Below are 19,542 nucleotides of genomic sequence, written 5' to 3'. Positions count from 1 at the left end.
ATTTTAACAACGACAACAAGAAATTATTAATCAAAAACTCTACTTTTGAGTGTACCTAAGACAGGGAAGATTACATATCCTATTGGACTTCTATTTAACAAACTTTGGATTAAGTTCTAATGGATATGTTGGTGAGGACAAAATGACCAAACACCTTAATCCAATAAAAATTACTATTGATAATTTTCCAACACTTAATCGTGTTATTCATGAACACAAACCAATAAATCGAACTAAATTATCCAAAGAAAATCTTAACACTAAAATATTACGTAATTTACAGTTTGCAAGATACAATTCATTTGAGATTGTCATAGCAAAGGACACAACATCTATTTTGGATCTTTTATATTATTGGAATAGGGAGCTATATCAATGTCATAGCATCATTTATGTTACTGTTGATGAATTATTAGAGTTAACAAAGGATAAATATTTTGGAGGGATTCTTTACGATTTAAGTGTAGATCAGACAATTGATGTTGTATCCTTTACACTTACCAAAGAAGAAATACAGCAACTTATAAATGATCATCTTAATAAAATTGCATTCCATAGAACGTTTAGATATGAAGACCGATCAAATTTCCCATTTGATGTTTTAGATGCCGATGGATTGCGTGAAAGTGATTATGGAGAACAATCATCTCTACAAACTTTATTATCTGATGAAAATCTGCTTTTCATACCTAGACTTAGCTTTACTGAAAAAGTTGAATTTTATCAACAAAAATGGGCAATTGATATTCAAATTAGTCAGATCAATAAACCAAGTCGAAAAACACTTAATTTTCCACTAACTACTGATACTAGATTTATCGTTAGAACAGTAAATGGTAGAATTAATAACAGAAGAGATATCTCTTTTTATATTCACAATCAGCAAAATACCTCAGGAACAGTTGAAATGTATATCCCCGAATTTAAACTTCTTTTGCATCAGCTCATCAAAAATCCAGTTTTCCAAGGGACAGTTTCTGATACAAAATACATAAACATAGGTCCGCACGATAGCAGTAATAGAATGAACTCTTTTATCAAGTTGTTTAATTATGATCTTGATATGATTGACGATTTTTTTACGGATAAATTTTGGGTCGATCTGTTTGAAGACCTCTGTAAAAGTGAAAAAGCTGCGGGCGACTCAATTTCTTTCGACAATTTATTGATTCGATGTATATCAACGTATGAAGCGGAAATTAGAAAACTTGGAAAAAAAGGGGAAACATTAGAAAATCCAGAAAACCTATCACTTGGGTTACAACAAATATTAAAAACACTATGTGAATTAAGCGTTTTTCTTCAGGGATTTAAAATTAAATGTCCTAGATGTTCTTCCATATTTTGGTACCACATCAAAGAGGTTGGAAATAAAGTTAACTGTAAAGGGTGTCTGGAAGATTATAATCTGCCAATTGAATCTACATTTTCATACAAGTTAAATGACTTGATTAAAAATAATATATTTCAATCAAAGACGCAAAGAGATGGTAACTTAACTGTTATTAGAACGCTGATTCGTTTAGGATTAAGACATAGTAACAAGTCCTTTGAATATAGTTCCCAATTCAACTTGTATAATGATTATCTTTCAAAAAAGCCGACAAATGAAATAGATGTAGTAGCTTTAGTAGATGGCAAATTAATTATCGGAGAAGCTAAACATAACAGTAAAGAATTTGGAGCATATAAAAACAAGTCCTTAGACTCTCTTATTGCAGTTGCTAAAGACATTTATCCAGACAAGGTTGTGCTATCTTGCTATATTGATGAACATGGTAAACTCGAAAGTGCAAAAAAATATTTAGAACATCATTTCAAACATTATGAATATGCTCCTGAGATAGAAGCGCTATTGCTTCATCAGCCAGACTATTATCCTTTAAGTGGTTCAAAATATTTCTACTATTAATTCTTTAAGAATATCATTTTACAATTGAAATTGTAAAGAGAGGAATAATATGGCTCTTACAGCTTGTTTCTTTATTGGATAAATATAAGATATACTTCAATATTTTATAATTTTCTGTGTTACCTAATAAAAACAAAAGCACCTACAATCTGTAAGTGCTTGATTTAAAAAGTGGTCCCACCTGGGCTCGAACCAGGGACCACCTGATTATGAGTCAGGTGCTCTAACCAACTGAGCTATAGGACCTCAAAATCGGTTGAATTTTGTGATTGCAAAAATAGTAAAATTTCCGGCATTACAAAATTTTTTATGGTTTTTCTTGACACAATTCTACCAGTACCCCGTTGGTGGATTTCGGGTGAAGGAAGACAACCAGCTTGTTATCAGCGCCTTCTTTCGGTTCTTCGGAGATAAACTGAAACCCTTCTTTTTTTAACCGCTCCACTTCTGCATGGATATCTTCTACCCCAAAAGCAAGGTGGTGGATGCCCTCCCCTTTCTTATCAATGAATTTAGCGATGGGGCTTTCTTCTTTACTGGCTTCCAGCAGTTCGATTTTAGATTCTCCGGCGGCATAAAACGAGGTCACTACGCCTTCGCGTTCCACGGATTCCCGTTTATAGGGTTCCTTTCCTAAAAGTTTCGCAAACAGTTCATCAGAAACGCCCAAAGATTGTACGGCAATGCCGATATGTTCCAATTTCATAAACAATTATATAAATTAAGTGGTAAATTTGATAAAGCTTGGTGTTTTCAAAGGATCAATTCAAACAAAAATACTAAATTTGCACCACTTATGGAAAGTAACAGACAAAGAAAAGTAGCACAGATTATACAGGAAGATTTCGCGGAGCTGTTCCGCAAACAGGCTGCAGAAAGCAAACAGAGCATTCTGGTATCCGTTTCAGATGTAAAGGTAACCCCGGATCTCGGGATTGCGAAGATTTACCTGAGCATCTTCCCGCAGGAATTCCGTTCTGCCGTAATGAAAGAGATTGAAGAGAACAAAGCCCAGTACAGGAATTTCCTCGGCCAGAAAATGGCCAAGCAGGTACGTGTGATCCCTAACCTGAATTTCTACCTGGACACCGCTCTTGATGATGTTGAAAAACTGGAACGCGAGTTAAGAGGCGAAGGCGACAACCCTATTTTATAAGCCTTGAAGAACATTGCATTTTATATCGCTTCCCGCTACCTTTTGTCTAAGAAAGGAAGTACGGCCGTTACGTTTATCACGTGGCTGGCTGTAGGCGCCATGACCGTTGCGGTCACTGCCATGTTCGTTATCATCTCCGTTTTTTCAGGGCTGGAAGACCTCAACAAAGACCTGATCTCCAACCTGCATGCCGACCTTACCATCAAAAGCAGAACCGGGAAAACGCTGAAGGACTTTGATAGAATCAGTAAGGTCCTTAAAAGTAATAAAGAAGTAACCAATTTCTCAAGGGTCATTGAGGAAAAAGTATACATCAGCTACAACGGGAAGGGCGACATTGCGTACCTGCGCGGGGTAGATTCTGCCTATACCAAGGTAAACCCTATCAATAAAGACGTATTTTACGGAACCTATCCCAGCTTCAAGTATTCCAATGAAGTGCTGATGGAAAATTCACTGGACAACAGGCTGTCCATTCCTGTCCCGTCCAGTACGGCATATGCAACGATTTTTATGCCTAAAGCCGGAACGGGAATCATTAATAAGGAAGAAGACATTTATCACAAAAAAGATATCCTTGTCACCGGAGTTTTCCCCGGAAAGGACCAGCTTGACAATTACATTATCTCTCCTGTTGAACTAACGGAGGAGCTGTTAAATTTACCCAAACACTCGGCGTACCAGATCGTCATCAGGCTTAAAAACCCGGACAATACAACAGCGGTGAAACAACAGCTGCTCTCTTCTCTCGGCAATACGATAGACATCAAGACCAAAGAAGAGGAAAATGCCGCCTTCTGGAAGATGATTAACACGGAAAAGCTGTTTATCTACCTGATCTTTGCGCTGGTGATTTTTATTACGACCTTTAATCTGGCAGGAGCCATCATTATTCTGCAGCTGGATAAAAAAGAACAGGCAAAATCCCTGATTTCTTTAGGGTTCCCTTTAAGCCATCTGAGACAGATTTATTTTTATACCGGGATCCTCATTGTAATTCTCGGCATTATTTCCGGACTGATCCTTGGAACCGGACTCTGTTATTTCCAGCAGTATACGGAATTCTTTAAAGCCAATGAAACCCTGCCTTTCCCGGTAAAAATTGTCGGTAAAAATTACCTTATGGTTTCCATTACTGCTGCCCTCTTCGGGTTTGGTATTTCATGGGTATTTTCAAAAATCAGCAGGGAGTATATTACCAAAGCTTAACATTCACGCATTCATTTTTTTGTAACTTTGTGGCCCAAAAATAAAAAAATGAAGCGGACTTTACTTTCTTTTTTAATGACCCTGGCATTTATGAATGCGTTTGCCCAGATTCCTACAGGTTATTATGACGGTACTTCGGGCCTTAGTGGAGCGGCACTGAAATCCAAATTAAAACAGATTATTACGGATGGGCACGTTGACAACGGCTACGGCGGGTTATGGACGGGTTACCAGACCACGGACCGTGATAACATTCCGGGAATCCCTGGCTACGAAAATGACGGAACCATCCTGGATATGTATTCTGAAAATCCGAACGGGCCGGATAATTACAATTTTACTTACGGCAGCAACCAGTGCGGCGGTTCAGGATACACCAACGAAGGTGACTGTTACAACAGGGAGCACGTGGTACCGCAAAGCTTGTTCAGTGAAGCTTTTCCAATGAAATCGGATATCCATTTCATTCGGGCTACCGATGGAAAAGTAAACGGGATGAGATCAAATTATCCTTTCGGAACGGTTGGTACTGCCTCTTTTGTCTCCCAAAACGGATCAAAATTAGGAACTTCAGTTTCTCAGGGATATTCTGGGACGGTTTTCGAACCGATCGATGCCTTCAAAGGAGATATCGCAAGAATGATTTTCTATTTCGTAACCCGGTATGAAACCCAGCTTTCCGGTTTTTCTTCCGGAAATATGCTCGGCGGTTCTGCATTCCCGGGGTTACAGTCATGGGAACTGAACCAGCTTTTGGCATGGAGCGCAGCAGATCCGGTTTCCCAGACTGAAATTGCGAGAAATAATGCGTCGTATGCATACCAGGGAAACAGGAATCCTTTCATCGATCATCCTGAATATGTAGCCCAGATATGGGGTACACCGGTTATTGACACTCAGGCTCCGACAGCCGCAACCAATCTGGTGGCAAGCAATCCGACATCAAATTCTATTTCTTTAAGCTGGAACGCAGCAACAGATAACATCGCAGTAACAGGATATGATATTTATGCGAACAATACGTTCAGAACCTATGTTTCAGGAACTACTGCCGTTGTTTCAGGATTGGCTCCGTCTACTGCATATACTTTCTACGTAATTGCTAAAGACGCAGGTGGAAATTCGTCCGTGGCGAGCAATACAGCTACAGAAATTACCCTTGCAGGCGGACAGCCGGGCGGAGGAAATACAAGCTGCGGAACAGAAGACTTCACGACGATCCCGACATCACCGGCCACCCCTGCCTATAATACAAGAACATGGACCAATAACAATATTACATGGACAGCAACTGATGCAAGGATTGATCAGACGATCAACGGCAAGGCTATCAACATCAGAAACGGGAATCTTACAAGCTCTACGATCTCGGGAGGAATTACAAGCTTAACGGTTACAACAAAACTTCCATTTAATGATGCTGCAGGAAACCTAACCCTGCAAATCAACGGGAATAATGTGGGAACCATTCCTTTCAATTCTACCAATACAACCACTACGATTAACAACATCAATGTAACCGGTAATTTCACCATCAAGATCATCAATTCAGAATCAGGGAAAAGAATTTCTATTGATGATTTAAGCTGGACATGCTCCGGTACATTGGGAGTCGCTGAAACTACAAAAGACAAATTTGGGTTCATCATCTATCCTAATCCGGTAAAAAACAATGAACTGTATGTAAAAGGCAGCAATTTAAGCAGAATTTCAAAAGCACAGATCTATGACCTTTCCGGGAAACTGATCCAGACGATTGAAAACCCTTTCAAAAACTCCAGTACGATTCATCTTAAAGGATTGGTAAAAGGGAATTACATCCTGACCGCAGAAAATCATTCTGCAAAATTCATTATCGAATAGTAAATGAAAATATTTTCAAGATAAAGACCGGTTTTTCCGGTCTTTTTTTTACTTTTGAACCTATGGATTCCAATAAAAAATTAGGCCTGATCGGGAAAAATATTGCTTATTCCTTCTCTAAAAAATTCTTCGAAAACAAGTTTCAGAAGCTTATGCTGAAAGGATATTCGTATGATATTTTTGATGTGGAAGAAATAGACGGAGTCCTTGATATCTTTTCTATGCCGGGGATCCTGGGCTGCAACGTGACCATCCCGTATAAAGAGAAGATCATAGCATACCTGGATGAGCTGAGCGACGAAGCAAGTAAAATAGGAGCCGTTAACTGTATCTTAATTGAAAACGGGAAAAAAACAGGATACAATACGGATGCCTACGGGTTTGAAAAAACATTGTTACTGCATAAAAAGGCCCACCATAATACCGCCCTGGTCTTAGGAAACGGCGGTGCGGCAAAAGCCGTACACTATGTATTGGAAAAACACGGAATCCGATTTCTTACCGTTTCGAGAACCTCTGAAACGAATTTTGAGAATTTAAATGCTGAAACCGTACATAGCCATAAAATTATTATACAGTGCACACCTGTCGGAACTTTTCCGGATGTAGAGAACTGCCTGGATTTTCCTTTCGAAGGGCTTTCTGAAGACCATCTGGTTATTGATTTAATTTACAACCCGAATTATACCCGGTTTATTAGGAATGCTTCTGAAAAAGGAGCAAAAACAGTGAATGGCTATTACATGCTTGAGCAGCAGGCAGAAAAAGCCTGGGAAATTTGGAACTTTCAGAAAAAATAACATAAATTAGTATTTTAATTGGGTTTTTAGCTTTATATTTAAAGCTTATAAACGCCATTCACATAAACGATTTGCTATGATTACAGAAAACAACCTTTCTGAAAACGAAGAGAATAAAAATCTTAATGAATTAACTCAGGAAGAAAACTCAGAAAATACTGTTGCCCCCGTTGAAAACGGACATGAAGAGGAAGCTGAACATGAAGAGGAGCACGCTGATGCAGACATCTCTCTGGCCGATGCCCTGAAAGAGATGGAAAAAATCATCAATGCGCATGATGCAGGAGAACAGTTCAAAAGATTCAATCAGCTGAAAGAAAAAGCAAGTCATTACATCCACGATGAGGTGGAGGATAAAAAGCACGAATACGAAGAAGCTGGCAATGCGCCTGAAAATTTCAGCTATGAGCATCCTTCCCAATCAAAATTTTCCGCTCTGGTCCATATTTTCAGGGAAAAGCAGGACAGCTACCAGAAAGGACAGGAAGAAGAGCAGAAAAAAAACCTTGACTACCGCCAGAATATTATCGAGCGGTTAAAAAACCTTTACACCAATTCTGAACCGGGAACGAATCTTTTCAAATCCATCAGGGAAATTAAGGAAGACTGGTCCAAAGCAGGGCAGGTTGCGAAATCGGAATTCAAAATCCTCAACAATAACTATTTCCACCATCTGAATCAGTTTTATCAGATGCTGGATCTCAATAAAGAGTTCCTGGAGCAGGAATACAGCCACAACCTGGAGAAAAGGCAGCACATTATTGAGCGTGCCAAGCAGCTTGAACATGAGCCTGTAATTCAGAAAGCCCTGAACGAACTGCAATACCTCCATAAACTCTGGAAAGAAGAAGCAGAGCCGGTTTCAGAAGAATACCGTGAAAAAACATGGGAAGAATTTAAAGAAATTTCGAATAAAATCCACGAAAGAAAATCCGAACTTTCTGCAGTTATTGAAACGGAACAGAACGATAACCTCGAGAAGAAAAACCAGATTATCGCTGAAATCAAAAAGCTTTCCGAGCCGGGTGAAAATCCCAATCACAGCTACTGGCAGAATGCCATCCGTAAGGTAGAAGACCTCCGTACCGAATTCCTGAAGACCGGAAGTGTGCCGAGAAAACTGTCTAACCAGAACTGGAATGATTTTAAAATCATCCTGAGAACGTTCAACACGACGAAGAACACCTATTATAAATCCTTAAAAGGATCTCAGCAGACCAATCTTGAAGAAAAGCTGAAACTGATCCAGACGGCAAAAGACAACCAGAATAATGAGGAATGGGATGTTGCCGTTCCTTTATTCAAAAAACTTCAGGAAGACTGGAAAAAAATAGGACATGTCCCGAAAAGCATGACCAATAAAATCTGGGATGAATTCCGGGAAGCCTGCAATACGTTCTTCAACAACTACAGAGAAAAGAGCAATGCTTCAACCGATAACTGGAAAGAGAACTATAAGAATAAAAAGGCCATTCTTGATGAGCTGAAAAACGTATCCGATGAAGACGGAAGCATTGAGAAAATAGAATCCATCAAAACGGCATGGAACAATATCGGGAAAGTGCCGAGAGACAAAATCTCGATCAATTCCGAATTTAACAAAACGTTGAAGGAAAAACTGAAGCTGAATAAAATCAATGAATTTGATTTAAAAGAAGAAGGTTTATCTGAAAACCAGTTAACCGACAAAGCGAGAAAAATCAAGAGCCAGATTTCTGAGCTTGAAGCTGAAATCGTTAAGCTGGAAAATAACCTGGCATTCTTTAAAAATCCGTCTAAAGACAACCCGCTTCTTAAGGATACTTTCAATTCCATTGATGATAAAAAAGCCCATCTGGAGACTTTGAAGCAAAATCTTCACCATATTATTGCCGGAGAATAAATTATTTTTACTATAATAAAAGGCGAAGCAAAGCGATTTGACTTCGCCTTTTTCATTCACAATATGCAGGACGAACACTATATACAAAGATGCATTGAGCTGGCACAGAAAGCCATTGGAAAAACCTATCCGAATCCTTTGGTAGGAAGCGTGATTGTCCATAACGGAAAAATCATCGGTGAAGGCTATCATCATAAGGCAGGCGAACCTCATGCGGAAATCAATGCCATCAACTCAGTCACCGATAAAAGCCTTATTCCGGAATCTACTATCTATGTTTCTCTTGAACCCTGTGCCCATTACGGGAAAACACCTCCATGTGCCTTAAAAATTAAAGAGCTCGGCTTTAAAAGAGTGGTAATCGGAGCCATGGACTCCCATGACAAAGTGAACGGGAAAGGCAAAAAAATCATTCAGGACGCAGGGATTGAAGTAACTTCCGGCATTCTGGAGCATGAGTGTATTGAACTTAACAAAAGGTTCTTTACCTATCATGAAAAGAAAAGACCGTATATTATTCTGAAATGGGCAGAATCCGGTGACGGTTTTTTAGATAAAGATTTCAAACCCTCCTCTATTTCAAATGCTCTGGTGAATCAGTTTGTTCATCAGCTGAGAGCAGATGAACACGCAATTTTGGTAGGCACAAAAACCGCTTTGACCGATAACCCAAGCCTAACGGTAAGGAATGCATCAGGTATAAACCCTATAAGAATCCTGATTGATTTTGACCTTAAAGTCCCGAATAATTTCAACCTGTACAGCAATGATGCAAGAACAATCGTTTTAAATTCCGTTAAAGAAGAAACAGAAAGTCATATTCAGTATATTAAAATGGGAAAAGAAAATTTCCTGTCTGATTTAATCAAGGCTTTATATAAAGAGCAGATTCAATCAATCATTGTCGAAGGCGGAAGTTTTACTTTACAACAATTTATTGATGCCGGCCTTTGGGATGAGGCAATTGTTATTAAAAATAAAAACCTTAGCCTGGAAAGAGGGACAAAAGCCCCGGAATTTTCTTATACACCGAAGAACACTGAACCTTTCTCAGATAATATAATTGAATTCTATCAGCCTGATGAATGGTAAAATCATATATATCAAAAGTTTAATATAAATAATTAAATTTTTATCACCATTTATTGATATTAATCACTACCTTCATGATGAATTAATACCCATATCATGAAAAATTTAAAAAAACTATCAAAAAGAGAATTAAGAACAATCCAGGGAGCCATTGAAAAATGCTATTACCAGTTGGACGGAACGTTATACTGTCCATGCAATCCACACACTACTTACAACTGTAATGGCAAATGTGTTCCTATCGGACAGGCCTGCCCAAATCCTCCAATTGAACTTTAAAATCATTAACCATGAAAACTTTAAAAAAACTTCAGAGACAGGAACTGAAGCAGGTAGCGGGAGGCAGCGCCCCTGAATGCTGTTCCTATTACCCTGCAAACCTGCAGAGATGTTTTGCGACACCGTCAAGTTCGGCCTGCCCACCACCCTGGCTTGAGGGAACTTTTCCATGCTGAGAAACAAGAGAGAGCTTTATGTTCTCTTTTTTTATTTTAAATAATTTGATCCGATTTATTCTATAATTACCTTTGTACCATGTTCGAGTACAAAACCATAGAAAAGCCTATAGAAAACATCTTACTTAAGGAAAAAGGAAGCAAGTTTATCGGATTTGCATTTTCGGTTACCGATGAATCAGAACTTAAGCAGGCTTTGGAAAAAATAAGAGCGGAACATCCGAAGGCAACGCATCATTGTTATGCTTTCAGAATGGGGCTTACAGGCGAAAACTACCGGGCTAATGATGACGGAGAACCTTCCGGAAGTGCGGGCTTGCCTATTTTCAATCAGTTATTAGCCCATGAGATAACCAATGTACTGGTTATTGTTGTCCGTTATTACGGCGGAACAAAGCTTGGCGTTTCAGGACTTATAAAAGCCTATAAAGAATCAGCTAAAATTACGTTGGAAGAAGCTGATATGATTACCAGGGAGCTTGAGGAAAAAATTGAAATCCGGTTTAATTTTAACCAGCAAAATACCATTTTTACTTTGCTTTCAAAATTCGGTGCAAAAATTATCCGGTTTGATGCTCAGGAGAAAGCCGTTATCATTGCTACAATAAAAACAAAAGATAAAGAATCTGTTACAAAAGCTCTTGCCAGTTTTCAATTCGTAGAATATAAAATCTGAGTAAACAAATTATAAGTTAGTTCTGAAAATTTCATTGTCAGTATCGATGATGACATAAATCCAAGATTTCTTTCCGGTAATAAAGAGCAAATTTTCTAACTGAACAGATTTTAGAAAAAAGCAAAACATCCTGATCAGACTGACCAGGATGTTTTTATCATGTACATTAATTAAATTAATCTCTCCTACCACCTAGAAGCAAAGATGCCCAATATAGCAGCTGTACCAGTGATCCGATAGCTGCTACCACATAAGTTCTGGCTGCCCATTTTAAACTGTCCTGCACACCTACGTATTCTTCTGACGTCACCGTACCAGTATCTTTAAGCCATTTCATAGCCCTGTTGCTTGCATCATATTCCACCGGCAGCGTAATAAAGGCAAACAAGGTTGTAAAAGCAAACATAATAACCCCAATAGTCAGCACCAATCTGTTACCTGTGGGATTTTCTACCGATTGAGTCGCAAACATCAGCATAATGCCTGCAATCAGCACAAACTGCATTAAATTGGAGCTCACCTGTACTACCGGAACCAATTTCGATCTCAGCTGGAGCATTGAATATCCAACCTGATGCTGTACTGCATGTCCGCACTCATGGGCAGCAACAGCGGCAGCGGCAGCATTTCTCTGCATATAAACCGCTTCAGATAAATTTACGGTCTTGTTTTCAGGATTGTAATGGTCGGTTAAACGTCCGGGAACAGAGATAACCTGTACATCGTTAATCCCGTTGTCTCTCAGCATCTTCTCTGCCACCTCCTTGCCGGAAAGCCCGTTTCGCAGGTGCACTTTGGAATAATATTCGAACTTTGATTTCAGCCTTGATGATACCCACCAGCTGACCAGCATCGAAATTCCAATAATTATATAATATCCTATTCCTATCATTTTCTTCTGCTATTTTTCACCCTACAAGATGTAAAAATTGTGCCAAAGTATTACGATTTTATTATTTATATTTGCCTTATAATTACCTTACGCGCATGTCTAAAGTCTCAGTTACTGAAGTAAAAACTCCTGGAGAATTAAAGCAGTTTGTCAAATTTCCGATGGATTTATACAAAAACAATCCTTACTATGTACCTTCTTTCATAAAAGATGAATTTAAAATCTGGGATGCCAAAGAAAACCCTGCGCTGAATTACTCGGAAGCCAAACAGTTTCTTGCCAGAAAAGGAGATGCAGTAGTCGGAAGGATTGCGGTAATAATCAATCATAAAGAAGAACAGGAGCTGGGCATTAAAAAAGTGCGTTTCGGATGGATCGATTTTATTGATGACCAGGATGTTTCTGCCGCTTTAATCCAGAAAGCCATTGATTATGCAAAGGAACACCATATCAGTAAAATTGAAGGGCCCATGGGCTTCACCAATCTTGATAAAGCAGGAATGCTGACTATGGGCTTTGATAAACTCGCCACCATGATCGGGATTTATAATCATGAATATTACCCGAAACATATGGAAGCCTTAGGTTTGGTTAAAGAGAAAGAATGGGTGGAATTTGAAATGAATTTTCCTAAAGTTTTACCGGAAAGAGTCGAAAAATTCAGCGGGCTGATTGCTCAGAAATACAAGCTGAAAGTTCTGCATTTCAAATCAAAAGAAGAGATCCTGCCGTATGTAGAACCGATGTTCAAACTGTTGGATGAAACATATAAGACGCTATCCACCTACACCCCCATTTCCGAAGAGCAGATTAAAACCTATAAAGAGAAATACTTTCCATTTATCGATAAAAATTATGTCATCTGTGTCGTTGATGAAAATCAGGAGCTGGTTTCTTTTGCCATCACCATGCCTTCCTACTCAAGAGCATTACAGAAATCAGGAGGAAAACTGTTCCCGTTCGGATGGTGGCATTTTTTACAGGCCGGCAAGAAAAATGACCGTGCTAATTTTTATTTAATCGGAATCCATCCGGAATATCAAAGGCGCGGCGTAACAGCGATCATTTTTAAAGAGATTTTCGTACGCTTTACAAGTATGGGAATCAATTTTGCAGAAACCAATCCTGAACTGGAAGAGAATAAAAGCGTACAGGTCTTATGGCAGGATTATAACCCTGTTAATCATAAAAGGAGAAGAACCTACTCAATGGTGATAGATAACCCATTAAAGTAATGCAATAAAATTCGTGAAATTCATTATTAGAATTTAGTAATCCAACCCTACAATCTATCTATCATGAAGCCCCAGCTTATTATTTTTGGTATTTTAATTGCCGGATTTATTATGTTCAACCTGTTTTTTCTATCAGGTAACGACAGAATCAATACAGCTGTTAATATCATTTATGCCAGTATCCTGTTTGCGTATATTTCTTTTTTGGCGTATTCGCTGATCAGGAAAATGAAAAAATAAGGCAAAAACACTACAGAAAATCACAGTTTAATGAAATTATATCTTACTTTTACGAGATTAATTTTAACTATGATAATCAAAATCAACATTTTAAAAAGCCTATTTTTAGGAATTATACTTCTTTCAATCAAAACATATTCTCAGAAGTTTTATGTAAACACTATCAATATCTACCCTGGAATTCCTCCAAGCAATAGTGTCTACAAACTTGATATCTCAAGTCCTTCGGAAACTTCGGAAAATTTTTGTCTCCCAACGGTAACAGCCAATGAAGCATATACTGATATCGCCATAGATAAAGATGGTTATTTCTATTACGTTACCAGTTCAGGATTATTATACAAACAAAATGAAACAAGAGACGGATGTGAGTTTTTAGGTGACTTTTCCAGCAACATCAACTCTCTCACTGCAGATTCCGGTAATTATTTATATGCTACAGGCAGTTTAGGCATTTTATACAGATATGATATGACTTCCGGAGTTTTTTCTGCCATAGGAAATATTCCTGCTGATCAAATTCCCGGAGGAGATCTTTTTTTCTATGAAAACAGGCTCTTTTTAACCACCACAGGCGGCATTATGGAAGTTAATATGGTAAATCCTCTGCAAAGCTGCCCATTTATTAGCTTGGGTATCCAATATTCAAGCTTATATGCAGGCTTTTCAATAAATTACGGAACATATTCCAAAGCATATGTTATTAATAATGTCTCCCAAAACTCTGTTTTGTATGAACTTGATATGGTCAACCACCAGATCGGGAGTCCAATAAGAACTTATAATCATCGTATTTACGGTGCTACCAGCAGTTACAGCTTAACATCAAGCAATTCCGAATGTACCCCGACAGCATTGAATACGCAAGAAACCCGTAAAAAATCAATAGAGTTCAGTGTTGTTAATCCTTCTAAGAATATCATTATCTGTAAAACCGATATTGAAAGGAAACAAATAGCTTCAATACGTCTGTATGATAATACAGGAAGGCTTGTTAGAGATTTTATTCACCAAAACAATTTGGAACATCTGGATATTTCCGGTGTATCGGCCGGAACCTATTTACTCTCCATGACTACAAAAAAAGGTGAAACATATACCAAAAAAATTATCGTTGTTATGTAATTTTTATTAATTCTAAATTACCTGTTTTAGAGATTTTAATTCCACTTTTAAGCTTATTAATTTCATGCTTTCTTGTTTATTACTTAAATTTGCAAATTGAGATAATAATGCAAAAATGAATTTACCTGAAAGTTATATTCCAATCCTTATACAGGCAGGTGTTGCGATAGGATTCGTAGCCATTTCTCTGCTTGGAGCGCATTTTTTAGGCCCGAAACAGAAAAAAGGGGATTCTGTGAAAAACCAGAGCTGGGAATGTGGGGTTCCTGTAGAAGGAAATGCCAGAACGCCATTTTCTATTAAGTACTTTTTGACGGCGGTACTGTTCGTATTATTCGATATTGAGATCGTATTCTTTTATCCATATGCAGTTAACTTCAGAGAGTTCGGTATGGAAGGATTCCTTGCGGTTCTTACCTTTGTGGCAATTTTCTTTATGGCATTTTTTTATGTCTGGAAACGGGGCGCATTGGACTGGGATAAATAGGAATAGAAATTTTAAATGATCGTTTTAGATGAGAGAAATCTGCGTTGAACTAACATTAACACCGATTTTTAATCTAAATATTAAATCTTAAATCAATCAAATGTCAGATAACAAACCAGTAATAAGAACAGATGCACCCGCCCCTGAAGGATTTGAAGGAGAAGGGTTTTTCGCAACAAAACTGAGCAGTGTCATCGGTATGGCGAGAAAGTTTTCACTTTGGCCGTTACCTTTTGCCACCTCTTGTTGTGGTATTGAGTTTATGGCTACCCTGAACCCAACCTATGATGCTTCCAGATTCGGAATGGAAAGAAACTCTTTCTCTCCGAGACAGGCAGATATGCTGATGGTCTGTGGAACGATCGCTAAAAAATTAGGACCGGTACTGAAAGAAGTATACACTCAGATGGCTGAGCCGAAATGGGTGGTGGCTGTAGGAGCATGCGCATGCAGCGGTGGTATTTTTGATACTTATTCCGTATTGCAGGGGATTGATAAAATCATTCCGGTTGACGTATATGTTCCGGGATGCCCGCCGAGACCCGAGCAAATTATTGAAGGAGTGATGCAGGTTCAGGCTTTGGCGGAAAGCGAAAGCATCAGACGAAGGGATATGCCGGAGTACCAGAAATTATTAGATTCTTACAATATAAGCAACTAACGGATAATGACGAACGAATTTGTATTAGAAGCCCTTACCAGAGAATTTCCCGAGTCTGTCATCTCAAGTTCTGAACCGTATGGAATGCTTACGGTTGAAGTAAAAAAGGATGATATTAAAAAAATCATTCATTACCTGAAAGATTCATCACTTGAAATTAATTTTCTTACCGATATCTGTGGGATCCATTATCCTGAATTTCCTGAAAAAGAGATCGGAGTGGTGTATCACCTGCATAATATGATGGCCAATTTCAGATTGCGCCTGAAAATTTTCATGTCCAGAGAAAACATCGAAGTGGATTCTTTGGTGGAACTGTACGCCGGGGCCAACTGGATGGAAAGGGAAACCTATGATTTCTTCGGAATTAAATTTAAAGGCCATCCTGATCTCAGACCTATTTTAAATATGGAGGATCTGGGATATCATCCGATGCTGAAGGAATACCGTCTTGAAGATGGAACGAGAACTGATAAGGACGATGCAAAATTCGGCAGATAAAAATATAATGCAATAAGCAGTAAGCAATAAGCAATAAGCTTAAAGCCTAAAGCCTATCGCCTAAAGCATTTAAATTATGAAAGACAACTCATTATCCAATATACTTAACCAGTACGAAAGCAGAGAGCAGATTGACGGTCAGTTATATACCCTCAATTTAGGGCCTACCCATCCTGCCACGCACGGGATCTTCCAGAATGTCTTAACGATGGACGGGGAGAGAATCCTTCATGCCGAACAGACAGTAGGTTATATCCACAGGGCATTTGAGAAAATTTCAGAAAGAAGGAATTATGCTCAGATCACTACGCTTACCGACCGTATGAATTACTGTTCTGCGCCGATCAATAATTTAGGCTGGCACATGACGGTTGAAAAACTGATTGGGGTTGAAGTTCCGAAGCGTGTCGATTATATGCGTGTGATTTTAATGGAACTCGCCAGAATTGGTGATCACCTGATCTGTAATGGTGTAACCGGGATGGACTCGGGAGCAATCACAGGACTTACTTATATGTTCATCGAAAGAGAACGTATCTATGATATGTATGAACAGATCTGCGGAGCAAGGATGACCACCAATATGGGAAGAATCGGAGGCTTTGAAAGAGATTTCACACCGAAATTCCATGAGTTAATCAAAGATTTCCTTAAAACCTTCCCGCCGAGATTCAAAGAATTCTGTACTTTATTAGAAAGAAACAGGATCTTTATGGACAGAACGATTGGTGCAGGAGCTATTTCTGCCGAAAGAGCGTTAAGCTATGGTTTTACGGGTCCGAATTTACGTGCAGCCGGCGTGGATTATGATGTAAGAGTGGCTCAGCCTTATTCTTCATACCAGGATTTTGACTTCATCATTCCTGTAGGGACTGCAGGAGATACCTACGACCGTTTTATGGTTCGTCAGCAGGAAATCTGGGAGTCGATTAAAATCATCAAACAAGCATACGAAAATCTTCCTGAAGGTCCATTCCATGCGGATGTTCCGGATTTTTATCTTCCTGAAAAAGCTGATGTATACAGCAAGATGGAAGCCCTGATCTACCATTTTAAAATCGTTATGGGAGAAACCGATGTGCCCAAAGGTGAAGTATACCATGCGGTAGAAGGAGGAAACGGGGAATTAGGTTTTTATCTGGTAAGCGACGGGGGAAGAAGCCCTTACCGACTGCATTTCAGAAGACCATGTTTTATTTATTATCAGGCTTATCCTGAAATGATCACAGGTTCTGTAATTTCTGACGCCATTGTTACGATGTGCAGCATGAATATTATTGCAGGAGAATTAGATGCCTAATTTTGTACAAAGTACAAAGTAAAATGTATTAAAGATTAATAAATAGAAAGTACGCTGTACATTGTACATTGTACATTTTACAAATAAAGAAAATGAGCGAAACAATAGCTTTTAAACCGGAAAGTTTAGCACAGGTAGACAAAATTATCGCAAGATATCCTGAAGGAAGACAAAAGTCTGCCCTTCTTCCCGTACTTCACCTGGCACAGAAAGAATTCGGAGGATGGTTGGATGTTCCTGTAATGGATTATGTTGCCGGACTATTGAGTATCCAGCCTATCGAAGTGTATGAAGTGGCTACTTTCTATACGATGTTCAATATGAAGCCGGTGGGCAAATATGTATTGGAAGTCTGCAGAACAGGACCTTGCATGGTTTGCGGAAGTGAAAAAATCCTTGACCATATCAGAACCAAACTGAACATTAAAGACGGACAGACCACCGAAGACGGAATGTTCACCCTGAAGCCTGCAGAATGCCTTGGGGCCTGCGGATATGCTCCGATGATGCAGCTGGGAAAATTCTTCCATGAAAATTTAACCATAGAAAAAGTAGATGAAATCCTGGATCTTTGCAGAGAAGGACAGATTGCTTTGGACTAAATAAATTGTAACAAATTAATAGCTAAGCGCTAAATGCCACAGGCCATAGCTAAACGCTAAAAGTATCATAAAAATGAGTAAAAAACTTTTACTTAAAGACGCACACATAGAAGGCATCCGTTATTTCGAAACCTACCGAAAACAGGGAGGTTACGGAGCAGCAGAGAAAGCCTTGAAAATGACACCGGACAAAATCCTGGAAGAAGTGAAAGCTTCGGGACTTCGTGGACGTGGAGGAGCCGGATTCCCTACCGGGATGAAATGGAGCTTCCTCGCAAAGCCGGAAGGCGTTCCGAGACACCTTGTGGTAAATGCCGATGAATCTGAACCGGGAACTTTTAAAGACCGGTATTTAATGGAATTTCTTCCTCATGTGCTGATCGAAGGAATGCTGATCTCATCATACTGCTTAGGTTCAAATGTATCATATATCTACATCCGTGGTGAATATTCATGGATTCCTGACATTTTGGAAGAAGCCATTGAAGAAGCGAAGGCAGCAGGATTTTTAGGTAAAAATATTTTAGGGACCGGATTTGATTGTGAAATCTACGTACAGAGAGGAGGCGGAGCCTACATCTGCGGAGAGGAAACAGCTTTACTGGAATCTCTTGAAGGAAAAAGAGGAAACCCGAGACTAAAACCGCCGTTCCCGGCTGTGAAAGGACTTTGGGAAAGACCAACGGTGGTAAACAACGTTGAATCTATTGCGGCCATCGTTCCGATTATCGACATTACGGGAGCTGAATATGCAAAAATCGGAGTCGGAAGATCAACAGGGACAAAATTGATTTCTGCCTGCGGAAACATCAACAAACCGGGCGTCTATGAAATAGATATGACGATTACCGTTGAAGAATTTATTTATTCTGACGAATACTGTGGGGGTATTGCGAATGGTAAAAAATTAAAAGCGTGTATTCCGGGAGGAAGCTCAGTTCCGATTGTACCGGCGAATCTATTGCTTAAAACCGTAAATGGAGAACCAAGATACATGAATTACGAATCATTGGCAGACGGTGGCTTCGCTACCGGAACCATGATGGGTTCAGGAGGATTTATCGTGTTGGATGAAGACCAGTGTATCGTAGAACATACCATGACTTTAGCGCGATTCTACAATCACGAAAGTTGCGGACAGTGTACACCATGCCGTGAAGGTACGGGCTGGATGTACAAGATTTTAAAGAAGATCGAAAACGGAGAAGGCAAAATGGAAGATATCGATCTGCTTTGGGATATTCAGAGAAAAATAGAAGGAAACACGATCTGCCCATTGGGGGATGCGGCAGCGTGGCCTGTAGCGGCGGCCATCCGCCATTTCAGAGATGAATTTGAATGGCATATTAAAAACCCGGAACTGTGTCTTACACAAAACTACGGACTGGCACATTATGCAGATCCTATTCCGGCGCCATCAGTTTAATTCTTAGGGGGTAAGAATAAAATTTTAA

Annotated in this window: 20 protein-coding genes and 1 tRNA gene; 18 read left to right on the top strand and 3 right to left on the bottom strand. The window is 39.2% G+C overall.

The window, feature by feature from the left end; translation table 11 throughout:
* Positions 1–82 precede the first annotated feature (82 nt).
* Positions 83–1,912: a hypothetical protein gene (locus tag MKJ01_RS14755; RefSeq protein WP_241632678.1), complete on the top strand. Its 1,830-nt coding sequence runs from the start codon at positions 83–85 to the stop codon at positions 1,910–1,912.
* Between the two features lie 172 nt (positions 1,913–2,084).
* Here the strand turns inward: MKJ01_RS14755 and MKJ01_RS14750 are convergent.
* A tRNA-Ile gene (locus MKJ01_RS14750) sits at positions 2,085–2,158 on the bottom strand.
* Between the two features lie 61 nt (positions 2,159–2,219).
* Positions 2,220–2,618 (bottom strand): methylmalonyl-CoA epimerase, encoded by a 399-nt coding sequence (gene mce / locus MKJ01_RS14745; protein WP_241614861.1) that lies wholly within the window; start codon positions 2,616–2,618, stop codon positions 2,220–2,222.
* 90 nt (positions 2,619–2,708) lie between these two features.
* Between mce and rbfA the strand changes: the two genes are divergently transcribed.
* The 9 genes from rbfA to MKJ01_RS14700 all read left to right on the top strand — a co-directional run bounded on the left by rbfA (position 2,709) and on the right by MKJ01_RS14700 (position 11,045).
* Positions 2,709–3,068, top strand: coding sequence for a 30S ribosome-binding factor RbfA (gene rbfA / locus MKJ01_RS14740; RefSeq protein WP_241614860.1), 360 nt, complete (start codon positions 2,709–2,711; stop codon positions 3,066–3,068).
* A gap of 3 nt (positions 3,069–3,071) precedes the next feature.
* Positions 3,072–4,277 carry an ABC transporter permease gene (locus tag MKJ01_RS14735; RefSeq protein ID WP_241614859.1) on the top strand — a complete coding sequence of 402 codons (1,206 nt, stop codon included), beginning with the start codon at positions 3,072–3,074 and terminating at the stop codon, positions 4,275–4,277.
* 48 nt (positions 4,278–4,325) lie between these two features.
* A complete protein-coding gene (locus MKJ01_RS14730) occupies positions 4,326–6,140 on the top strand; it encodes an endonuclease (RefSeq protein ID WP_241614858.1) in 1,815 nt (604 codons plus the stop codon).
* Between the two features lie 62 nt (positions 6,141–6,202).
* On the top strand, positions 6,203–6,940 hold the full coding sequence (locus MKJ01_RS14725) for a shikimate dehydrogenase (RefSeq protein ID WP_241614857.1): 738 nt from the start codon (positions 6,203–6,205) through the stop codon (positions 6,938–6,940).
* Positions 6,941–7,016: 76 nt separating this feature from the next.
* Entirely contained in the window at positions 7,017–8,822 is a 1,806-nt protein-coding gene (locus MKJ01_RS14720) for a DUF349 domain-containing protein (protein WP_241614856.1), read from the top strand.
* A gap of 63 nt (positions 8,823–8,885) precedes the next feature.
* A complete protein-coding gene (gene ribD / locus MKJ01_RS14715) occupies positions 8,886–9,914 on the top strand; it encodes a bifunctional diaminohydroxyphosphoribosylaminopyrimidine deaminase/5-amino-6-(5-phosphoribosylamino)uracil reductase RibD (protein WP_241614855.1) in 1,029 nt (342 codons plus the stop codon).
* Positions 9,915–10,010: 96 nt separating this feature from the next.
* The gene (locus tag MKJ01_RS14710; protein ID WP_241614854.1) at positions 10,011–10,193 is read left to right on the top strand and encodes a hypothetical protein; all 183 of its coding nucleotides are present in this window, start codon (positions 10,011–10,013) and stop codon (positions 10,191–10,193) included.
* 11 nt (positions 10,194–10,204) lie between these two features.
* Entirely contained in the window at positions 10,205–10,369 is a 165-nt protein-coding gene (locus MKJ01_RS14705) for a hypothetical protein (protein WP_241614853.1), read from the top strand.
* Positions 10,370–10,448: 79 nt separating this feature from the next.
* Positions 10,449–11,045, top strand: coding sequence for a YigZ family protein (locus MKJ01_RS14700; RefSeq protein ID WP_241614852.1), 597 nt, complete (start codon positions 10,449–10,451; stop codon positions 11,043–11,045).
* A gap of 175 nt (positions 11,046–11,220) precedes the next feature.
* Here MKJ01_RS14700 and MKJ01_RS14695 read toward each other — a convergent pair whose 3' ends face one another.
* Positions 11,221–11,928 (bottom strand): zinc metallopeptidase, encoded by a 708-nt coding sequence (locus tag MKJ01_RS14695; protein WP_241632682.1) that lies wholly within the window; start codon positions 11,926–11,928, stop codon positions 11,221–11,223.
* Between the two features lie 104 nt (positions 11,929–12,032).
* Between MKJ01_RS14695 and MKJ01_RS14690 the strand changes: the two genes are divergently transcribed.
* The 8 genes from MKJ01_RS14690 to nuoF all read left to right on the top strand — a co-directional run bounded on the left by MKJ01_RS14690 (position 12,033) and on the right by nuoF (position 19,514).
* Positions 12,033–13,172, top strand: a complete 1,140-nt coding sequence (locus MKJ01_RS14690; RefSeq protein WP_241614850.1) for an N-acetyltransferase — start codon at positions 12,033–12,035, stop codon at positions 13,170–13,172.
* Between the two features lie 309 nt (positions 13,173–13,481).
* Complete coding sequence (locus MKJ01_RS14685; RefSeq protein ID WP_241614849.1) at positions 13,482–14,537, top strand: T9SS type A sorting domain-containing protein; 1,056 nt, start codon at positions 13,482–13,484, stop codon at positions 14,535–14,537.
* Between the two features lie 115 nt (positions 14,538–14,652).
* Positions 14,653–15,024, top strand: coding sequence for an NADH-quinone oxidoreductase subunit A (locus MKJ01_RS14680; protein ID WP_241614848.1), 372 nt, complete (start codon positions 14,653–14,655; stop codon positions 15,022–15,024).
* Between the two features lie 100 nt (positions 15,025–15,124).
* Positions 15,125–15,685, top strand: coding sequence for an NADH-quinone oxidoreductase subunit B (locus MKJ01_RS14675; RefSeq protein ID WP_241614847.1), 561 nt, complete (start codon positions 15,125–15,127; stop codon positions 15,683–15,685).
* 6 nt (positions 15,686–15,691) lie between these two features.
* Complete coding sequence (locus MKJ01_RS14670) at positions 15,692–16,186, top strand: NADH-quinone oxidoreductase subunit C (RefSeq protein ID WP_241614846.1); 495 nt, start codon at positions 15,692–15,694, stop codon at positions 16,184–16,186.
* A 76-nt stretch (positions 16,187–16,262) separates the two neighbouring features.
* Positions 16,263–17,486 carry an NADH dehydrogenase (quinone) subunit D gene (gene nuoD / locus MKJ01_RS14665; protein ID WP_241614845.1) on the top strand — a complete coding sequence of 408 codons (1,224 nt, stop codon included), beginning with the start codon at positions 16,263–16,265 and terminating at the stop codon, positions 17,484–17,486.
* 92 nt (positions 17,487–17,578) lie between these two features.
* Positions 17,579–18,088 (top strand): NAD(P)H-dependent oxidoreductase subunit E, encoded by a 510-nt coding sequence (nuoE, locus tag MKJ01_RS14660; protein WP_241614844.1) that lies wholly within the window; start codon positions 17,579–17,581, stop codon positions 18,086–18,088.
* A 73-nt stretch (positions 18,089–18,161) separates the two neighbouring features.
* Positions 18,162–19,514: an NADH-quinone oxidoreductase subunit NuoF gene (gene nuoF / locus MKJ01_RS14655; RefSeq protein WP_241614843.1), complete on the top strand. Its 1,353-nt coding sequence runs from the start codon at positions 18,162–18,164 to the stop codon at positions 19,512–19,514.
* Positions 19,515–19,542: the final 28 nt, after the last annotated feature.

Source organism: Chryseobacterium sp. SSA4.19 (assembly GCF_022601875.1).
Lineage (GTDB): Bacteria > Bacteroidota > Bacteroidia > Flavobacteriales > Weeksellaceae > Chryseobacterium.
Note: the sequence above shows the minus strand (reverse complement) of the source record. Positions and strands in the feature narration are given on the sequence as shown.

Excerpts from the sequence above, each read along its gene's own strand:
- MKJ01_RS14700 (WP_241614852.1), top strand. The coding sequence starts at position 10,449 with ATGTTCGAGTACAAAACCATAGAAAAGCCTATAGAAAACATCTTACTT.
- MKJ01_RS14680 (WP_241614848.1), top strand. The coding sequence starts at position 14,653 with ATGAATTTACCTGAAAGTTATATTCCAATCCTTATACAGGCAGGTGTT.
- MKJ01_RS14725 (WP_241614857.1), top strand. The coding sequence starts at position 6,203 with ATGGATTCCAATAAAAAATTAGGCCTGATCGGGAAAAATATTGCTTAT.
- MKJ01_RS14730 (WP_241614858.1), top strand. The coding sequence starts at position 4,326 with ATGAAGCGGACTTTACTTTCTTTTTTAATGACCCTGGCATTTATGAAT.
- ribD (WP_241614855.1), top strand. The coding sequence starts at position 8,886 with ATGCAGGACGAACACTATATACAAAGATGCATTGAGCTGGCACAGAAA.
- rbfA (WP_241614860.1), top strand. The coding sequence starts at position 2,709 with ATGGAAAGTAACAGACAAAGAAAAGTAGCACAGATTATACAGGAAGAT.
- nuoE (WP_241614844.1), top strand. The coding sequence starts at position 17,579 with ATGAGCGAAACAATAGCTTTTAAACCGGAAAGTTTAGCACAGGTAGAC.
- MKJ01_RS14690 (WP_241614850.1), top strand. The coding sequence starts at position 12,033 with ATGTCTAAAGTCTCAGTTACTGAAGTAAAAACTCCTGGAGAATTAAAG.
- mce (WP_241614861.1), bottom strand. The coding sequence starts at position 2,618 with ATGAAATTGGAACATATCGGCATTGCCGTACAATCTTTGGGCGTTTCT.
- nuoF (WP_241614843.1), top strand. The coding sequence starts at position 18,162 with ATGAGTAAAAAACTTTTACTTAAAGACGCACACATAGAAGGCATCCGT.
- MKJ01_RS14685 (WP_241614849.1), top strand. The coding sequence starts at position 13,482 with ATGATAATCAAAATCAACATTTTAAAAAGCCTATTTTTAGGAATTATA.
- MKJ01_RS14670 (WP_241614846.1), top strand. The coding sequence starts at position 15,692 with ATGACGAACGAATTTGTATTAGAAGCCCTTACCAGAGAATTTCCCGAG.
- MKJ01_RS14675 (WP_241614847.1), top strand. The coding sequence starts at position 15,125 with ATGTCAGATAACAAACCAGTAATAAGAACAGATGCACCCGCCCCTGAA.
- MKJ01_RS14720 (WP_241614856.1), top strand. The coding sequence starts at position 7,017 with ATGATTACAGAAAACAACCTTTCTGAAAACGAAGAGAATAAAAATCTT.
- nuoD (WP_241614845.1), top strand. The coding sequence starts at position 16,263 with ATGAAAGACAACTCATTATCCAATATACTTAACCAGTACGAAAGCAGA.
- MKJ01_RS14705 (WP_241614853.1), top strand. The coding sequence starts at position 10,205 with ATGAAAACTTTAAAAAAACTTCAGAGACAGGAACTGAAGCAGGTAGCG.
- MKJ01_RS14710 (WP_241614854.1), top strand. The coding sequence starts at position 10,011 with ATGAAAAATTTAAAAAAACTATCAAAAAGAGAATTAAGAACAATCCAG.